This is a genomic window from Brevibacillus sp. 7WMA2, assembly GCF_010748895.1.
Lineage (GTDB): Bacteria > Bacillota > Bacilli > Brevibacillales > Brevibacillaceae > Brevibacillus_B > Brevibacillus_B halotolerans.
Genome location: NZ_CP048799.1, coordinates 3096729 through 3114308 on the forward strand (window position 1 = coordinate 3096729; position 17580 = coordinate 3114308).

The window sequence follows — 17580 nt, forward strand, 5'->3', positions numbered from 1 at the left end:
AAGTCAATCATAACTTATCATCTTTATAGGACCTTCTAGCTAACGATATGCTTTAACGAAGCCTCATTTGCTCTCTGCCTCGTTTTTTATCCCAATATGGAAGTACTAGTCGATCTAAACCAAAGTATCCAGCATTGCGACCAGCAACTAAAATAAACGTGGTTAATAAAATCAAATATGGATTGATACTGACTGTACCACTAAATAAGAATGCGTAATTCATAGAAATGCCCATTAATCCAGCAAATGTGGTGAACAGCCCTAGTAATAACGCAAGTCCTACCAGGAATTCTCCCCAAGGAATTAAGAAATTGAAAAAGGAAGCTCCCGGCAATGCGAAATTTTCCAGAAAAGCAGCCCACCAGGCCTGAACAGAAGGATGATCACCAGTCGCTTTTTCAATCGCTCCTTTTAAGAAGCCCTCTGTCGCAAAGCCTCCCCCACTTAACTTGCCCCAACCAGAGGTAATCCAGGTATACCCCAAATAAAGACGAACCAATAATAAAACAACGGAAGCACTTTGAGATTGTCGTAGCCAAGCTACCATACACACCACTCCTTTTTTCTCTGTAAAAAGCTTTTTGGTTTCTCTACATTTCTCTCTCCCACTACGTAAACCAATTATATCCTTGCTATGTTAAACAGATCTTTCTGCCTTTATCATACCCATACTTCCTTATTTACACGGGACTCTTTTGGATATGTTGGCTGATTGACAAAGCTCCTTGAGCAACAAATGAACATTGTAAGATAGGGCTGTAATTCTTGTTTGTCATTACCGATAACCGCTATTTTATGTAGTCATTCAGACTTAAACCCTCGGCGCCTATCAGTTCTCTTTTCTTACTAGTATGCTTTGCTGCCAATTGACTTATTTCTATTATTTTTAGCAAGAAATTGGTTTTGGTGGTTATATTCTGCACAGCTAGAAATATTTCCTCTATTTCCCGATGTGCCTGTTGCAGCATTTCATATATTATTGTAGTCGTTACTCCATGTTGTAAAAATAGGTTCCTTGCTTCATTTTTCTTCGGTTCCATTGGTTCTACTAGAGTGCTATATGTTTGCATGTCTAGGTAAATCTTATTAACTGCTTCCTTGCATTCGTGCCAGATGACGGCAGACTTGTCCAGCAATTGCTTCACAGACTCTTTTATAGCCAAAGAAGCCTCATTGTCGTGATCATTTATTCGTTCACTATTCAACATAGTCTGTTTGGCCAAACGCTGTGTTTCTTTTGTTACTGTAGAAATGTCCAGCAGGATTTTTTCTAGTGCCTGAATATCACAATCACATTTTTGACTATTTGCAGCATGCAATGGATTATTCTTTGTTTGACACTCCATTCGTGTAATAGTGTCTCCCTTCCTAACTTCTTGTATATACGTTATTTATCGAAATTTCTGCTGAACAAAAATAGGGTCATTTTACACAAAAATAAAAACACCAGGCAAAATTTACGTTTCACCTGGTGTCCTATTCTATTAATCATCGAATGCTATGAGAGTGGGCCAGCTATTTTTTGATTAATTCCAAATCAACTGGAATAAATTCTTCTACCTTTTCACCCTTGGATACTTTAATGGCAGTCTCTACCGCTTTTTTACCGATCTCAGATGGTTTTTGCGCTACAGTTGCCGCCAGTTTTCCATCCTTAACAGCAGCAACCGCATCCTCAGTAGCGTCAAAACCTACTACCTTCACTTCTTTTAAACCCGCTGCCTCCAATGCTTGTAACGCGCCTAAAGCCATTTCATCATTGTGGGCAAACACAGCTTGGATGTTTTTATTTCCTTGTAAAATGTTTTCCATAACACTCATGCCTTTTGCACGATTGAAATCTGCTGGTTGAGTAGCTGTGACTTTTAGACCATCTTTATTGTCTACCGCGTTGTGGAAGCCTGTACCCCGATCACGCGCCGCCGAGGAACCAGGGATACCCTCCAGCTCAACCACGTTCCCTTTACCGCCTAGGGAATCTAGTATGAATTGACCAGCCATTTCTCCGCCCTTCACGTTGTCGGAAGCGATATGTGCGGTTACTTTCCCACCTTCTGCAGCACGGTCTACCGTAACTACCGGGATATTCGCTGTGTTGGCTGATTCAACTGCTGTGGAAATGGCTGCGCTATCGGTTGGATTAACCAAGATGACATCTACTTTTTTCTGGATTAAATCCTCTACTCCACTAATTTGCTTAGCAGTATCATCCTGAGAATCTACGACAATCAGATTTACCCCTGCCTCCTTGGCTGCCTTTTCTGCGCCCTCTTTTAATGTTACAAAAAATGGGTTATTTAAAGTAGAAATAGAGAGCCCGATGGTGACACCTTCTTTTTTCGCATCAGGAGCTGGTGCCTTGTTGTCCTCTAAGCTGGATTGGGTGGAACAGCCTGCTAGTACAGATAAAAGCATAGTGGATGCCAATGCTACTTTCACGTACTTCTTCATGTCGAAACCTCTCCTTTTTCTCATTCATTTATTTTTTAGAACGATCCAGCAAAACGGCAATCAAAATGACTGCCCCTTTGGCCACCAGTTGATAGAATGATGATACATTCAACAGGTTCAGACCGTTGTTTAGCACACCGATAATCATGGCCCCGATTAAGGTACCAACAATCCAGCCTTTACCACCAGACAGACTGGTTCCCCCTAGAACAACTGCCGCAATGGCGTCTAGCTCATAAGATGTTCCCGCCGTTGGTTGAGCAGAGTTAAGACGGGAGGTCAAAATAATACCCGCTAAGGATGCGAACAAGCCGCTGATAGAATATACCCAAATTTTAACCTTCGTGGTGGAAATCCCTGATAATCTAGTTGCCTCCTCATTGCTTCCTAAAGCATAGACATGTCGACCAAATGTTGTATGTTTTAAGATGAAATACAAGGCGACAAAGGAAAGTAACATCCAGATAACTGGCATCGGAATTTGTAAAAAGAAGCTTTTTCCTACCAATCCAAAGCTATCTGGCAGTCCTGTGATTGGTTTGCCCTCTGTATAAACTAGCGTTAATCCTCGAAAAACTGTCATGGTTGCCAATGTCGCGATAAAAGGAGCTACATTTCCCTTTGCGACCAAAATCCCATTGAATGCCCCCATTACCAAGCCTGCCAATAGTCCAACCACGATCGCTAGGAACGGATCGCCTCCACTAGCCATCAGCCCTGCTGACAATGCGCTGGATAAAGCTAGGGTAGAGCCTACGGACAGATCAATGCCTCCTGTTAAAATAACAAAGGTCATTCCAAATGCAATCAGCGCATTAATTGAAACCTGGCGTAGGACATTAAATATATTGCTTACCGTTAAAAAATCAGAGCTGACGATGGACAGGATAATCACTAACAGAAACAGTCCCAGTAACGGTCCCATTTGTTGCAAAAAGTTGCCTTTAAGCGTAAGCGTTGGTTTCGTTTGTGCTTGCAATGAAATGACCTCCTCCTGTTGCTGCGTGCATAATGCTTTCCTGAGTAGCTTCTTCTCTTAAGAATTCACCCGTTATTTTTCCTTCATGCATAACGATAATTCGATCGCTCATTCCTAAGACCTCAGGCAATTCTGAAGAGATCATGATGATCGCGACACCTTCCTGTGCCAAACGGTTCATCAAATCATAAATCTCTTTCTTGGCTCCAATGTCCACTCCGCGCGTTGGCTCATCTAAAATTAAAATCTTTGGAGCGGTAGCCAGCCATTTTCCAATCACAACCTTTTGCTGATTGCCCCCGCTTAACGAACCAACCCGTTGCTCACTGCTATGCGTTTTCACTACTAATTTATCGATTGTCTCTCTTGCTAGCTGCTGTTCCTTCTGCTTATGAAGGACCCCAAAGGATGAGAGACTGGACAGATTAGGCAACGCTATGTTTTCACGAACCGATAAGGACAGAACCAAGCCCTCTTCTTTTCGATCTTCCGTTACAAAGGCAATTCCTGCCGCAATAGCATCCTTGGGCTTGTTGATAGCTACAGACCTGCCCTCTACTTTTATGCTCCCTGCCTCCAGCCGTTCGAGTCCAAAAATAGCTTTAGCAACCTCCGAACGACCTGCTCCCATTAATCCGGCAAATCCCAATATTTCGCCAGCTTTTACTGCAAAGGAGATATCCGTCAGTTTGCCTTTAACAGATAGATGATCTACGCGCAGCTTCTCTTCGCCAAGGGACACCTTTACCTTTGGAAAGCGATCTGTGATTTCTCTACCTACCATCATTTTGACCAGCTCGTCCATGTTTGTCTCAGCCGTTACTTTCGTGCCAACATACTGACCGTCACGAAGAACTGTAATGCGATCGCTAACCTGAAAGATTTCCTCCATCCGATGCGAGATGTAAATCATGCCTACCCCTTTATTTTTAAGGGAGAAAATGACCTCAAACAAAGCATCGATTTCACGATTGGTAAGAGCTGCGGTTGGTTCATCTAGTACAAGGATGTCCGCCTGCAATGAAAGCGCTTTAGCAATTTCGATCATTTGTTGCTGACCAACCGATAAATCGCCCACCCTGGTATCGGGATCAACCTGAATGCCTAATTTGTCTAGATATACCTTTGCTTCCTGTCGTAGCTTTTTCCAATTCACAAATTTGGTTTTTCCATAGGTAAATTCGCGTCCCAAAAAAATATTTTCGGCTACAGATAAATGGGAAATCAGGTTCAATTCTTGATGAATGATTCCAATCCCCAGTTCAGCGGCTAACTTCGTGGTCATCTCCGGTACAGGCTGACCTTTAACCGTGATAGAACCGCTATCTTTGGTATAAATGCCACCTAGGATTTTCATAAGAGTAGATTTACCTGCACCATTCTCACCCATTAGCGCTACCAGCTCACCTGGACGCACTGTCAATTCAACCTGATCGAGCACCTTGACACCTGGAAACGACTTACAGATTCCCTTCATTTCTAACAATAGATCTGTCATACGTTCACACCGCCTTTAAAAAGTAACTCCAGCTTCTAAAATCACATTGGCATATGGCGTGCACTCTCCGGTACGTATGATTGCTTTCGCTTCATTCGTCCGTTTTTTAAATTCCTCATGACTGATGATGCTTTCTTCTACGTGAGGAAGCTCCTGTTTCATTTTTTCATAAAGAGCCGGGCTAACCTCGATCATCTCGTTCGCATAGTGGATACGCTCCACCTGCATTTCTTCTAATATTACTTGTAGCACATCCAGAAAGCTTGGCAAGCCTGCCTTGAGGGCCACATCAATTCGCTTCACCCCATCTGGGATCGGCAGGCCCGCATCGCAAATGACAATGCGGTCTGTATGTCCCAGCTTACTGATGATAGTTGATATTTCACTATTCATGATCCCGATTTTCTTCATGTTTCTCACCCTTTAGCTGTGTAAGAATTTCCCTAGCTGTAGCTATAGCTGTTGCGCCCCCAACCTGTCACGTCTAGCAAGAAGCTATTCCTTAGATTGAAACGCTAGGACTTCCTTCATTGTAGGCATTCCCTGCTGTGCTCCCAGCTTCGTTACAGCAAGTGCCGAGACAATGCTAGCAAACTCAACAGCTTCTGGAATGCTCTGTCCAGAGGCTAGTGCATAGGCGAGCCCTGCGTTATAAGAATCACCGGCCCCTGTGGTATCGACGACCTGCACTTTATGACTAGCAATCGTCCCAAAGGTCTCGCCATTCATTAAGTAGGCAGAACCCGTGGCTCCAAGTGTGGTAACCACATGCTTCACTCCTTTTGCATGGAGTGCCTTCATTGCAGCAGACAGTGTTGTTGCTTTGTCTGTCGCTTGATTTTGTTCCAGCCCTGTCAAAAGATACAATTCTGATTCATTAGGTGTCATGACATCGATATAGCCAAATAATTCATCTGGAAGCTTCTGCGCTGGCGCCGGATTTAAGATGACCGTTTTCCCGGCTTCTTTAGCTAGCTTTGCCGTGTGAACAACTGTCTCGATGGGGATTTCCAACTGTAGTAGCACGATGTCCGCCGCCTTTACCGTATCAGCATGCAGATCAACATCCGTCATAGAGGTATGCGCATTGGCCCCTGCCACTACAATAATTTGGTTATCTCCTTCAGCGAGTAAAATGGAGGCGATGCCGGTCTGAGCATTTTCAACACGTTTTATCGTACTTACCTGAATTCCTTCCTGCTTCATCGCTTGCTCCAAGGAATCTCCAAATGCATCTCTGCCTAAGGAACCAATCATGGATGTCTGGGCCCCTAGACGTGCGCAAGCAACCGCTTGATTCGCTCCTTTCCCCCCGGGGATAAAATGAACATGATCTCCGCTGATTGTCTCTCCCATTTTTGGCTGACGAGGTGCTTCTACTACAACATCCATGTTAAGACTGCCAATGACAGCTATGCGTGGTGGTTTCATGCTAATGGCTCCCTTCTGGTTGAACTGCGCTCAATAAAAATCGGCTCTAGTTCAAATACACTCGGTAATGGCTTTGTGCTCTCTATTTGCTGAGTTAACGTAAGTGCTGCTAGCTCCCCCATCTCGTAGATCGGTTGAGCTACCGTTGTTAATTCTGGAATCGTCATTGAGGCCAGAGCAATGCCATCAAATCCGCATACAGCTACATCATCTGGCACTCTTCTGCCAAGCTGATTCAAGCCTTTTAGCACCCCAATGGCCATTAAATCATTTCCGACAAAAATACCATCAATATCGGGATGCCTTCTCAGTAATTCCTTAACTGCTTCTTGGCCACCATTTAATTGAAAATATCCCGGTTCCATTAAGCTTGGCGAGTACCAGGAAAATCCTTGAACGCTTTCTTCATAGGCAAGCATTCTCTCCCTGGCAGTAATTAATTCCTGCGGGCCATAGATATGTCCAATCTTGCGACAGCCCTGCTCCACTAAATGAGCTACAGCTTCCTTTGCCCCCACGTAGTTGTTACATCTAATGACAGAACAATGTTGATTCTCGGGGGCACGGTCCATGACCACCAGGGGAATCTGATCCTGTTGCATCTTTTGAATGTCCTCGCTACTTAAGGTTTGGGAAGCGATAATGATGCCATCAATATATTTTTTCTTGAGAACTTCAATATATGTTTTTTCCTTGTGCCCCTGATCATCAGAGTTACATAAGATCACCGTATAGCCTAATTCTCTGGCTTTGTCCTCCACACCGCGCGCCATCTCTGAAAAAAATGGGTTCGTGATATCTGGCAAGATAAAAGCAATCGTACTTGTGCGCTTACCCGCCAGACCTCGCGCGACCGAGTTGGGCTCATACTGGAGCTGTTGAATTGCTTTTTCAACCTTGCGACCCGTCTCTACATTTACATAGCCTGTTTTGTTAAGCACACGAGAAACGGTTGCCACAGATACACCTGCCAGCTTTGCTACATCGCGAATCGTTGCCATCATCCGTCACTCCACATTCGTAACCATCTATATGTGTAACCGGTTTCATATAAACGATATAAGACCAAATAAATCCAAAAAATACATGCACAAAATCTCATAGTGTTCCGTTTTTTCATAAATGTAACCGGTTTCACAATCTTACAACACAAATATACCCGGTCACAGATAGGGTGTCAAGCGAAAGTGATCACTGGTAGAAACTGCTTTATAACGAAAATTCTGTCTCGTAAAATCAGAAGTAATAAAAGAAATTTCGCCTAAAATAAAAGAAAAAAGGAGCATATTCGCTCCCTTTTAATATTCATGAATATACTGTATTCAGACTATTCATTAATCCATGATAGCGCTATTGTTCCCTGCCCGGCATGCACACCAATCGTGGAACTAATAGGTCCAATCATCACTTCTACATCCTGATACTTCTCTTTTATTCGCTTTTTGAGAGCCTGAGCTTTTTCCATTACATTCCCGTGTAGAATTTGTACATTCTTAATTTGTTGTTTCTGCATTGCTTGATCAAGCTGTGCTAGCATGCGGACAATCGCTTTGTTTTCCGTTCTAATTTTTTCATAGACTTCAAAAATACCATCTCTAATACGCAGAATTGGTTTGATCTGAAGTAGATTACCCATGAAAAACTGTACTCCATTCATCCGTCCCCCGCGATAAAATTGATCAAGACTTCCGAGGAGGATGTAGCTCTCCGTTTTCTCAGCGATAAGACGCAACGAGCTTGCGATCTTCTCTGGTGAAGCTCCCGTTTTTGCCATTTTCATTCCTTGCAGAATCATATGTGTAATGGGATAGGACATCGTTTTAGAATCTACGACCTCTACTGGAAACTCCGCCAGCATGGCCGCGCTCTGGCTGGCATTAAGTGTTCCACTTAGCTTACTCGATACATGTACAGCAATCGCACAATCATATTTTTGTTTGAGGGTCTCATATAACTCCACAAAATTGCCCAGCGAGGGTTGAGAGGTCTTCGGAACTTCTTGCGTTTTCTCGATTTTTTCGTACAGTTGCTCAGGCTTCATATCGAGGCCATCTCGGTAGGTACCGTCGGAGAAAATAATTTCGAGTGGCACGACATAAATATCGTGCTTTTCCCGAAGGTCAGCAGGTATATAGGCCGTACTATCTGTTACCCAAGCAATTTGTTTTTTCACTGAAACGCTCCTTTATGTTAAAAAGATATAAGTAAAATTATATATCCTTCTCTATCTGTTTCCTATTGCCTATTTCATAAGAGGAGTGAACACTTTCTCTCCACATGTTCACAATTCGGGCCAAACCTTTCTGAAATAAAAAATATATTTCGGCAATTTTGTAACCTTTGCTGATATATGCCGACTATTACATAGAAAATAAGTAACCTTTTTAAAAGTAATATTGGAAGAGGATTTCACAAAAATAGAAAGCTAGCAAGAACTCAAAAGGATAATAGCTGGGACTCCGTTGCCTACACACGCTATGAAAGTGAAAGGAAGAACTACCAAAAGACGTCAATCCCTTTTCAAGAATTGACGTCTTTTTCCCAAACTTTATGTGTTTTCCGTTTTACTCATAAGCTACTTTCCCATCCTGCACCACAATCTGCCCATTTTTCACAACGGTTTTGACGTGATTGATGCCAAAATGATAAGGCAGATAAGCAAGATTATCCGCATCATAGATGACCAAATCCGCCTGTTTACCCACTTCAAGGCTTCCAACCTGTTCTGCACGTCCAATCGCATGAGCGGCATTGATCGTCATGGCCGTCAATACCTCCTCTGGTGTCAGCCCCAGATTTAGGCAGCCTAGCGTCATCACAAGCTGCAATGACTCTGTAGGTGAACTGCCTGGATTGTAATCAGTGGAAAGGGCAACAGGAACACCTAACTCGATCATTTTTCTAGCGCGAGCATGCTTACTCAGTCGAAGATTAAAGGAGGTTGCTGGCAAGCAGACTGCTACAACACCTGCTTCCTTCATCGCAAGTAATCCCTCATCGCTTGCCGCTAACAAATGCTCAGCAGAAATGCAGCCTAGCTCGGCGGCTAATTCTGCTCCCCCCAACGGTTCAATTTCATCTGCATGAAGCTTCAATCTAAAGCCAAGCTTACGAGCTGCCTGCATAATAGCCCTCGATTGCTCTACACTAAACACCCCATGCTCGCAAAATACGTCACAGAATTCAGCCAATCCAGAACGTTTTACCTCAGGTAGCATTTCGTTAATAACCAAAGCAACATATTCATCTGTTTGTCCCTTATATTCGGTGGGGACTGCATGCGCCCCCATAAAAGTAGAGACTAAGTCGACTGGATGCGCTTTTTGTAACGCACTGGTTACTCGAAGCTGTTTTAGTTCTTCTTTCACGCTAAGGCCATAGCCGCTTTTTGCTTCTACGGTAGTTGCACCGAATTGCAGCATTTGATCCAGGCTCTTCTTTGCCTTTACAAACAGTTCCTCTTCAGTAGCCGCACGCGTAGCTCGCACCGTGCTTAAGATTCCCCCGCCCTTTTCTAAAATTTCCAGATAGCTGGCCCCATTTAATTTAAGGGATAATTCATGCTCACGAGAGCCTCCATGCACCAAATGCGTATGCGGCTCGACTAATCCAGGTGTAACTAGCCTTCCCTTTGCATCCCATTCTGTAGAAATGTCAGCTCCTTGGATTTGTTTTTGCACGTCCTCTTCTCGTCCAACTGCCACAATTCGTCCATCTACCACGGCTACTGCCCCGTCTTGAATCAATCCAATCTCTTTCATCTCAGCCCCAGAACGTGCCCCGGCTGGCCCAGCCATTGTGACGAGTGCTTTGATATTATGAACAAGCAAATCGATTTGCGACATCACGCTTTCCTCCTATTCCCTTTTACTCCGTTGCTTTTTACATATCAAGCATCGGTACTCGAACCCCACGCTCTTTCGCTGTTTTAACGGCTAATTCATAGCCTGCGTCAGCGTGGCGAATAACTCCCATGCCCGGATCGGTTGTAAGTACACGTTTCAGTCGTTCTTCTGCTTCCAACGAACCATCTGCGACAACTACCATTCCTGCGTGCAAGGAATACCCCATTCCTACACCGCCGCCATGATGGACGGAGACCCAGCTTGCACCCGCAGAGGTATTGACCAGCGCATTTAAAATAGCCCAGTCTGCTACTGCATCACTGCCGTCCTTCATTGCTTCTGTCTCCCGATTTGGAGAAGCAACAGAACCACAATCTAAGTGATCTCGTCCAATGACGATTGGTGCTGAAATCTCACCGCTTCGTACCATTTCATTGATAGCAAGCCCCATTTTGACACGATCTCCGTACCCTAACCAGCAGATACGGGCGGGCAAGCCTTGGAATGCTACTCTTTCCTGGGCCATCGTAATCCAACGGCGGAGATGCTCGTTCTCTGGGAACAGCTTTAACACAAGCTCATCTGTCTTATAAATATCCTGTGGATCGCCTGACAAAGCAGCCCAACGAAACGGCCCCTTGCCCTCACAAAATAATGGGCGAATATAGGCTGGGACAAATCCGGGAAACTGAAAGGCATCCTCAACCCCTTCATCAAAAGCAACCTGACGAATGTTATTCCCGTAATCAAAGACGATCGACCCTGCCTTTTGCAAATCAAGCATGCCCTGTACTTGGGTAGCCATTGAACGTTTTGCTAATTGAATGTATTGATTTGAATCGCTCTCTCTTAATGATTTTGCCTCTTCTAATCCATAACCGATGGGTACATATCCATTCAAAGGATCATGTGCCGAGGTCTGGTCGGTGACGAATTCAGGCGTTAGCCCACGTGCAACCATCTCTGGAAAAATCTCTGCGGCATTACCGACCAAGCCAATGGCCAAGGCTCTGCCTTCGTTCTTCGCTTCTGTTGCTATCCGCCATGCTGTATCTAAATCATGCACCATCACATCGCAGTACCGAGTATCAATCCTGCGTTGGATGCGAGCAGCGTCAATATCAACTGCGATGACCACACCTTCATTCATCGTAACAGCTAATGGTTGAGCTCCCCCCATGCCGCCCATGCCTGCTGTTAGAGTGATGGTGCCTTTTAACGTGCCATGATTATGCTGGCGTGCAGCTTCTGCAAAGGTTTCATACGTACCTTGCAAAATTCCTTGTGTTCCAATATAAATCCAGCTACCTGCTGTCATTTGTCCGTACATCATCAGGCCTTTTTGATCTAATTCACGAAATGTCTCCCAATTTGCAAAAGCAGGAACCAACACCGAGTTCGATAACAGCACACGTGGGGCTTGGGAATGGGTACGGAATATTCCTACTGGTTTACCCGATTGAATTAACAATGTCTCGTCTGCTTCTAATTCTTTTAAGCATTCAACAATTTTGTCAAAACTAGCCCAGTTACGTGCAGCTTTACCAATCCCTCCATACACAACCAAATCCTCAGGGCATTCTGCAACCTCTGGGTCCAAGTTATTCATCAGCATGCGCAAAGCCGCTTCCTGTTCCCAGCCTTTCGCGTTTAATTCATTGCCGCGCGGAGCTCGCACTACTCTTTTATTGGTTGTTGTCATACTACATTCCCCTTTCGTATAGGCAAACATTGACTTACAAACACAACGGGCTCACTAGCTGTCGATTGGATGGGCACATTCCGCTCAGAAGGACATATTTTGATTTCGGAAAGCTCGTACCGTCACTTCCCATGAGCCTTTAAGTGGATCGAAGCAGATGATATCAAAGCCCTTTCCCTTAGGATGGTTGCCTAGCACCGTCTGTAATTATGCGACTTTTCCTAAAAAACTGTTTATTTCTTTCAGTTTACCGGAAAGCGCTTACGTTGCATCTAGCCTAATTTGCGAAAAACTAGCACAATTTTGCTGTACGATATTCACGCGGACTCATGTTCATTTGCTTTTTAAATAGGCGACTAAAGTAATTGGCATCCTCAAATCCTAGTTCAAAGGCAATCTCCTTAATAGATAAATCTGTTGTTTCCAAATAGATAACAGCCTTTTGCAGCTTCATGCGATGAACGTATTCAAGAAAGCTGTATCCCGTTTCTCGTTGAAAAAGATGGCTAAAATGATAGACACTCAAGCAGCAATTTTGTGCTACTTCTTTCAATCCTATCTTTTCACCCAGATGCTCCTTCAAATACGTAATAGCGCTTCTAATCACAGGGGAATATTTTTTCATTCCTAGCTGTTCTACTTGCCGAACCAAATGTATGCTGTACCGCTCGACTTTTTTCAGGAAAGTGTCATAGCGGATTGTTTGATAGAGATCCTGAATAAATCGCGCATTCTCCGCCAAAATAGTGGAAGCATCTGCCCCTAGCTCCAGAACCGTTCTCGACATAGCCGTTATTACCTCAACGACCTCCGATTGAAAGCTCTCCACATCCTGCTGATCGACCATCGTCCTATCTTGAAGCAACCTGTGCAAGGCTTCTAGCACAGCGTGTTCATCGCCAATTCTCACATTTGCGATAACATCTGCTCGATTTTTGCTAGGTATGGAGGAATTTCTTCTGCTTCTGCTATCCCGATCTTGCTTCGTTCTTATGGGCAAAATCAACTGATTTCCTTGAAAAAAACGATCCTTTAAAGCCATTTGTGCCTCTTCATAGGAATGCTGCATATACAGCGGATTTTCATAGAAGCCCCCCATGCCAATGGAGACGGATATCCTTTTCTCATCAGCATGCTGAACAATCTGAGAGGCAATCTGACGTGCCTTTTGATCAGCAAAAGTCTGTTGCCTATTCTTTGTCTCATCGAGTAGCTCCAGTAATACGACAATAACTCCTTCTGAGACCCAGCACCATACAAAAGGAACAGCTAAAGCCTGATGCAATACCCCAAGTAACTCTTGTCCAATTTCTTGGCGCCAGCCAGCAGGCTGATTCACTGCTAAATCAGGATAACGATCGAGTGATATCACCAATGCAAGCTCAGGACGAATTGTCATTTGAAGCTGTTGCTGTCGTATCGAAAACTCTGCCTCATGCACCATTGTTCCGGTTATCAGTTCGTGAGCAAATGTTGCCTGTATCGCTGCTGCTTGCTGTAAAGTAAGCATCTGGCCTCGCTCCTTGTCCTTTTATTCTAGGCAAGTACAAAAATAGACGATCATTTCCGTGTTTTTTATCGGAATTGACCGCCCATTCATTGTTGCGTTGTTACTTTTATTATATTGCTTTTTCGTTTTATTCGCGATCTAAAAGAGATGCCCCAGCTATTCCCGGATGCGTCATTTCATACGGGTCTAAAATAATGTCGAGCTCCTCTTCCGTCAATACATTGTAGTCTAGGCACAGCTCACGTACCGATCTACCAGTCAGGGTTGCCTCTCTGGCGATACGTGCTGCTGGTTCATAGCCTAAATGCGGATTAAGTGCAGTAATAATGCCCACGCTATTTTCTACGTACTGGCGGCACCGCTCTATATTTGCTTCAATACCTTCCAGACAGTTTTTCTGGAATACGGTAAATACATTATTCATAATGGTCAAGGATTGGATCAGATTAAATACAAGTACAGGCCCCATCACGTTCAGCTCTAATTGACCCGCTTCAGAAGCTAAGCAAATCGTATGATCATTCCCAATCACTTGGAATGCTACCTGATTCACTACCTCTGCCATTACTGGATTTACTTTCCCCGGCATAATGGAAGAGCCTGGTTGACGAGCAGGCAAACTAATCTCACCTAATCCAGCACGAGGACCGGAAGCCAGTAAGCGTAGATCGTTAGCAATTTTAGACATATTGATCATACAAACCTTCAGAGCCGCAGATACCTCTGTATAAGCATCAGTATTTTGCGTTGCATCGACTAAATTTTCTGCGCTTACCAATGGCAATTCGGTCAGCTCTGCAAGAATTTTAACGACCCGCTCAATATAGATTGGATCGGCATTTAGCCCTGTACCTACTGCTGTTGCCCCCATGTTTACTTCATACAGGTGCTGACGAGTCTGCCCAATTCGTTTAATATCTCGATCTAATACTCTGCTGTATGCTTCGAATTCCTGGCCCATCCGAATCGGAACAGCATCCTGTAAATGAGTGCGCCCCATTTTAATGATATGATCAAATTGCTTTGCCTTGTCTATGAATGCATCTCGCAACGCTTCCATAGTACCGAGTAGCTGATTAATCAAACGCAGAACCGCAATATGTACGGCTGTAGGAATCGCATCATTTGTAGATTGCGCTTTGTTTACATGCGTATTTGGGCTTAGGGAAAAATAGTCGCCTTTCACCGCACCCATGATTTCCAATGCACGGTTTGCTATTACTTCGTTAGCGTTCATATTGATAGAGGTGCCGGCACCACCCTGAATAGGATCAACGATAAATTGATCGTGCCATTTGCCATCAATCAATTCCTGAGAAGCTTGTACGATTGGATCACCTAATTTGGAAGAAAGCTGCTTTACTTCCATATTGGCTAGAGCCGCGGCTTTTTTTACATAGCCGAGTGCTTTAATTAGCTCCCCATCAATACGATAGCCTGTGATCGGAAAATTCTCTACAGCACGTAACGTTTGAATGCCATAATAAGCATGCAATGGTACCTCTTTTGTTCCCAGAAAATCTTTTTCCTGACGTGTTTCTTGACTGATACTCATGGTTAGTCCCCCGCCTATGATCGCTCTAGCTAGAGCCGTATTGATTGTCAGTTCACTTATGTATCTATCATATACCAGTTTGCCCCATTCCAACAGGTCTGACCACCTGATATTGTGCAAAAAGGTAAAAAAGCAAAAAACCGATAAGCCTTTGCTCACCGGTTTCTTTTAAAGGAACATTCATTATTTAAAGTGCAAACATTTTTCGTAGAGCTTCTTCATTTAGATAGTTACCGACCAAGAACGTCCCGAACTCACCATAACGAGCACTTACTTCATCGAATCTCATTTCATATACAATGTGTTTCAATTCAATTGGGTCATGAGCAAATAAGGTAACGCCCCATTCCCAATCGTCATAGCCCACAGAACCGCCAATGATTTGCTTGATTTTACCGGCATATTTACGGCCAGTCAAACCGTGAGTCTGCATCAATTCACGACGCTCGTCCATTGTCATGGAATACCAATTGTCTTTTTCTCCACGTTTTTTGTTCATCGGATAGAAGCAGAAGTGATTCCATTTTGGCAGAATTGGATACAAACGCTCACGTACATGCGGATTCGCTTTAGGGTCTTGACCAGGATTGTTTACATAGTTGCTTAACTCTACCACGGAGATGTAGGAGTAATCCGTCTCTGTATAATCTGCAAAGCGAGTTTTATTGATCGCTGTTTTTAACTCATCAAGCTCACCCATTGTAGGGCGTAAGAAGATAAAGCATAGATCGGCTTTATGTCCAAGTACAGAATAAACAGCCGTGCTACCACCAGTCTCGGATTCTGCATCATTCCATACACGCATGAGGGAAGTTAGTTCGTCAAGAGCCGCTTGGCGATCTTCGCTAGATGCTTTTTTCCATTTTTCCCAGTTCATTTTACGGAAGTCATGATAGGTAAACCATCCTTCCAACGTGAGCAATGCTTCATTGGCTGACATGTGACACAACTCCTTCTTATGGTTTAGCGTGAGCCTTTGCTCCGCCTATGTACATACACAAAAAGTCCCTGTTTCTTGTAAGAGACCTGTCCTCTTTTATCTTACTGATAACTTTTGGAAAAGACAATGATTGTAAGGTCATGTCATACAGTTGTATATTCTGTGACAAAACCTGCGTCAGCTCACAGCTTTCGTAGCATTACCTGTTTAATAGCATGTTGTTTTCCCTTCGTCAAAATCAAATCAGCGCGATAACGAGTAGGTAAAATATTTTTATGTAAATTAACTGCATTGATTTCCCGCCAGATGTTATTTGCTACATCCAGCGCCTCTTCATCCGATAGCTGCGCATATCGATGGAAATAAGAAGCCGGCTTCTGAAAGGCCGTCTGTCTTAGCAATAAAAAGCGATTCAAGTACCACTCGCGTATGTCTTTTTCATCGGCATCCACATAGATGGAGAAGTCAAAGAAATCAGAGACAAACACCTGAGGCATATTTTCATTATCCATCGTACGTCCTACCTGCAAGACATTTAATCCTTCCACAATCAAGATATCGGGCTGCGAAACGATTTGCTCCTGATCATGCAAAATATTGTAGGTCAAGTGGGAGTAAAGTGGACAACTCACTTCTTTTACGCCAGATTTTACGTCTGCTAAAAAATTGATCAGCTTTGTTGTATCATAGCTTTCCGGAAAGCCCTTACGTTTCATCAGCCCGCGTTCTTCCAAAATCTCATTTGGATAAAGGAAGCCATCCGTAGTAACCAGCTCCACCTTTGGATGATTAGGCCAGCGTTTCAACAAGGATAACAACACCCGTGCTGCTGTGCTTTTTCCAACGGCGACACTACCAGCGATTCCAATGATAAACGGTACCTTTTCTGAACGATTCCCCAGAAAAGTATCGGCAGCCTTGTACAACTCTTGTGATGCTGCTACATATAAATTTAACAGCCTGGAGAGAGGCAGATAGATTTCACTGATTTCCTCTAGTGATAGTTTCTCATTAAGCCCTTCTAGATCAGCTAAATCTTCTTCACAGATGGATAAGGGCGTTTCATTTCGCAGGCCCCTCCACTCTTCCCTTGAAAAAATCATATAAGGGGAATAAATTCGTCTGTCGGCATAATTCGCCACGGTAAGTCCTCCTTCTCAGGCACTGCCTCAAAAACAATGTCCACTCCATAATACATTCCTAGCCTCGATGCTTCCACTTCGAATTCTACAAAAAACGATCTTTTTCGCATTTTCCTATGAATCCCAAGGAAAAAACTGTTAAAATAGTCAGAGATACAATGAGACTAGGAGGTTCCCTCATGGAAGATAAATTAGTCAAAAGTGCAACATATGGCTTTCTTGTTGGCTTAGCTATCATGATTCTCTTGGTGCCCGAAAAGCGCGAAATCACGCTATATTCTGGTCGGATGACTACTCAAGATCTGACTTGGATGGAATACATCCTTCGTGTGGTGAGATATACCATTATCTTTACCAGTGCTGTCGTTCTCATGACATTTTTCCGAGAGAAAAAAGGCTGCCAAAACTCTGGTTTGCCTTGGGTGGTAGAAAAAATATTATATATTGTGTTAGGCTTCTTAGTTGTCACAGCAGTTGGTATTATGCTGTCACTTTTCATTCCTTTTCTGTATCACCTATTCTCTTAA

Annotated in this window: 16 protein-coding genes; 1 reads left to right on the plus strand and 15 read right to left on the minus strand. The window is 43.7% G+C overall.

Going from position 1 to position 17580, the window contains the following annotated elements:
• Window positions 1-52: 52 nt before the first annotated feature.
• The 15 genes from GOP56_RS12795 to coaA form a co-directional block, all read right to left on the minus strand.
• Window positions 53-547 (minus strand): DoxX family membrane protein, encoded by a 495-nt coding sequence (locus GOP56_RS12795; RefSeq protein WP_003334702.1) that lies wholly within the window; start codon window positions 545-547, stop codon window positions 53-55.
• Between the two features lie 241 nt (window positions 548-788).
• On the minus strand, window positions 789-1346 hold the full coding sequence (locus GOP56_RS12800; protein ID WP_163245777.1) for a hypothetical protein: 558 nt from the start codon (window positions 1344-1346) through the stop codon (window positions 789-791).
• Window positions 1347-1515: 169 nt separating this feature from the next.
• Window positions 1516-2451 carry a ribose ABC transporter substrate-binding protein RbsB gene (gene rbsB, locus GOP56_RS12805; RefSeq protein WP_101669121.1) on the minus strand — a complete coding sequence of 312 codons (936 nt, stop codon included), beginning with the start codon at window positions 2449-2451 and terminating at the stop codon, window positions 1516-1518.
• Window positions 2452-2479: 28 nt separating this feature from the next.
• Window positions 2480-3376 (minus strand): ABC transporter permease subunit, encoded by an 897-nt coding sequence (gene rbsC / locus GOP56_RS12810; protein ID WP_174250722.1) that lies wholly within the window; start codon window positions 3374-3376, stop codon window positions 2480-2482.
• 19 nt (window positions 3377-3395) lie between these two features.
• Complete coding sequence (locus tag GOP56_RS12815) at window positions 3396-4928, minus strand: sugar ABC transporter ATP-binding protein (protein WP_163245778.1); 1533 nt, start codon at window positions 4926-4928, stop codon at window positions 3396-3398.
• Window positions 4929-4943: 15 nt separating this feature from the next.
• The gene (rbsD, locus tag GOP56_RS12820; RefSeq protein WP_022585733.1) at window positions 4944-5339 is read right to left on the minus strand and encodes a D-ribose pyranase; all 396 of its coding nucleotides are present in this window, start codon (window positions 5337-5339) and stop codon (window positions 4944-4946) included.
• Window positions 5340-5423: 84 nt separating this feature from the next.
• On the minus strand, window positions 5424-6359 hold the full coding sequence (gene rbsK, locus GOP56_RS12825) for a ribokinase (protein ID WP_163245779.1): 936 nt from the start codon (window positions 6357-6359) through the stop codon (window positions 5424-5426).
• Window positions 6356-7360: a LacI family DNA-binding transcriptional regulator gene (locus tag GOP56_RS12830; RefSeq protein WP_096888019.1), complete on the minus strand. Its 1005-nt coding sequence runs from the start codon at window positions 7358-7360 to the stop codon at window positions 6356-6358. The genes rbsK and GOP56_RS12830 overlap by 4 nt, the downstream gene beginning before the upstream one ends.
• Before the next feature lie 326 nt (window positions 7361-7686).
• The gene (locus GOP56_RS12835) at window positions 7687-8532 is read right to left on the minus strand and encodes a DegV family protein (RefSeq protein ID WP_163245780.1); all 846 of its coding nucleotides are present in this window, start codon (window positions 8530-8532) and stop codon (window positions 7687-7689) included.
• Window positions 8533-8923: 391 nt separating this feature from the next.
• Window positions 8924-10204 (minus strand): imidazolonepropionase, encoded by a 1281-nt coding sequence (hutI, locus tag GOP56_RS12840; protein ID WP_163245781.1) that lies wholly within the window; start codon window positions 10202-10204, stop codon window positions 8924-8926.
• Between the two features lie 37 nt (window positions 10205-10241).
• Window positions 10242-11906, minus strand: a complete 1665-nt coding sequence (gene hutU / locus GOP56_RS12845) for a urocanate hydratase (protein ID WP_163245782.1) — start codon at window positions 11904-11906, stop codon at window positions 10242-10244.
• A 292-nt stretch (window positions 11907-12198) separates the two neighbouring features.
• On the minus strand, window positions 12199-13416 hold the full coding sequence (locus GOP56_RS12850) for an AraC family transcriptional regulator (protein ID WP_163245783.1): 1218 nt from the start codon (window positions 13414-13416) through the stop codon (window positions 12199-12201).
• 127 nt (window positions 13417-13543) lie between these two features.
• The gene (gene aspA, locus GOP56_RS12855; RefSeq protein ID WP_003340776.1) at window positions 13544-14971 is read right to left on the minus strand and encodes an aspartate ammonia-lyase; all 1428 of its coding nucleotides are present in this window, start codon (window positions 14969-14971) and stop codon (window positions 13544-13546) included.
• A 187-nt stretch (window positions 14972-15158) separates the two neighbouring features.
• Window positions 15159-15911 carry a hydrogen peroxide-dependent heme synthase gene (hemQ, locus tag GOP56_RS12860; protein WP_101669127.1) on the minus strand — a complete coding sequence of 251 codons (753 nt, stop codon included), beginning with the start codon at window positions 15909-15911 and terminating at the stop codon, window positions 15159-15161.
• Window positions 15912-16093: 182 nt separating this feature from the next.
• Window positions 16094-17053, minus strand: a complete 960-nt coding sequence (coaA, locus tag GOP56_RS12865; protein ID WP_003334684.1) for a type I pantothenate kinase — start codon at window positions 17051-17053, stop codon at window positions 16094-16096.
• A gap of 179 nt (window positions 17054-17232) precedes the next feature.
• Here coaA and GOP56_RS12870 point away from each other — a divergent pair, with 179 nt between their 5' ends.
• Window positions 17233-17580: a hypothetical protein gene (locus GOP56_RS12870; RefSeq protein ID WP_003340785.1), complete on the plus strand. Its 348-nt coding sequence runs from the start codon at window positions 17233-17235 to the stop codon at window positions 17578-17580.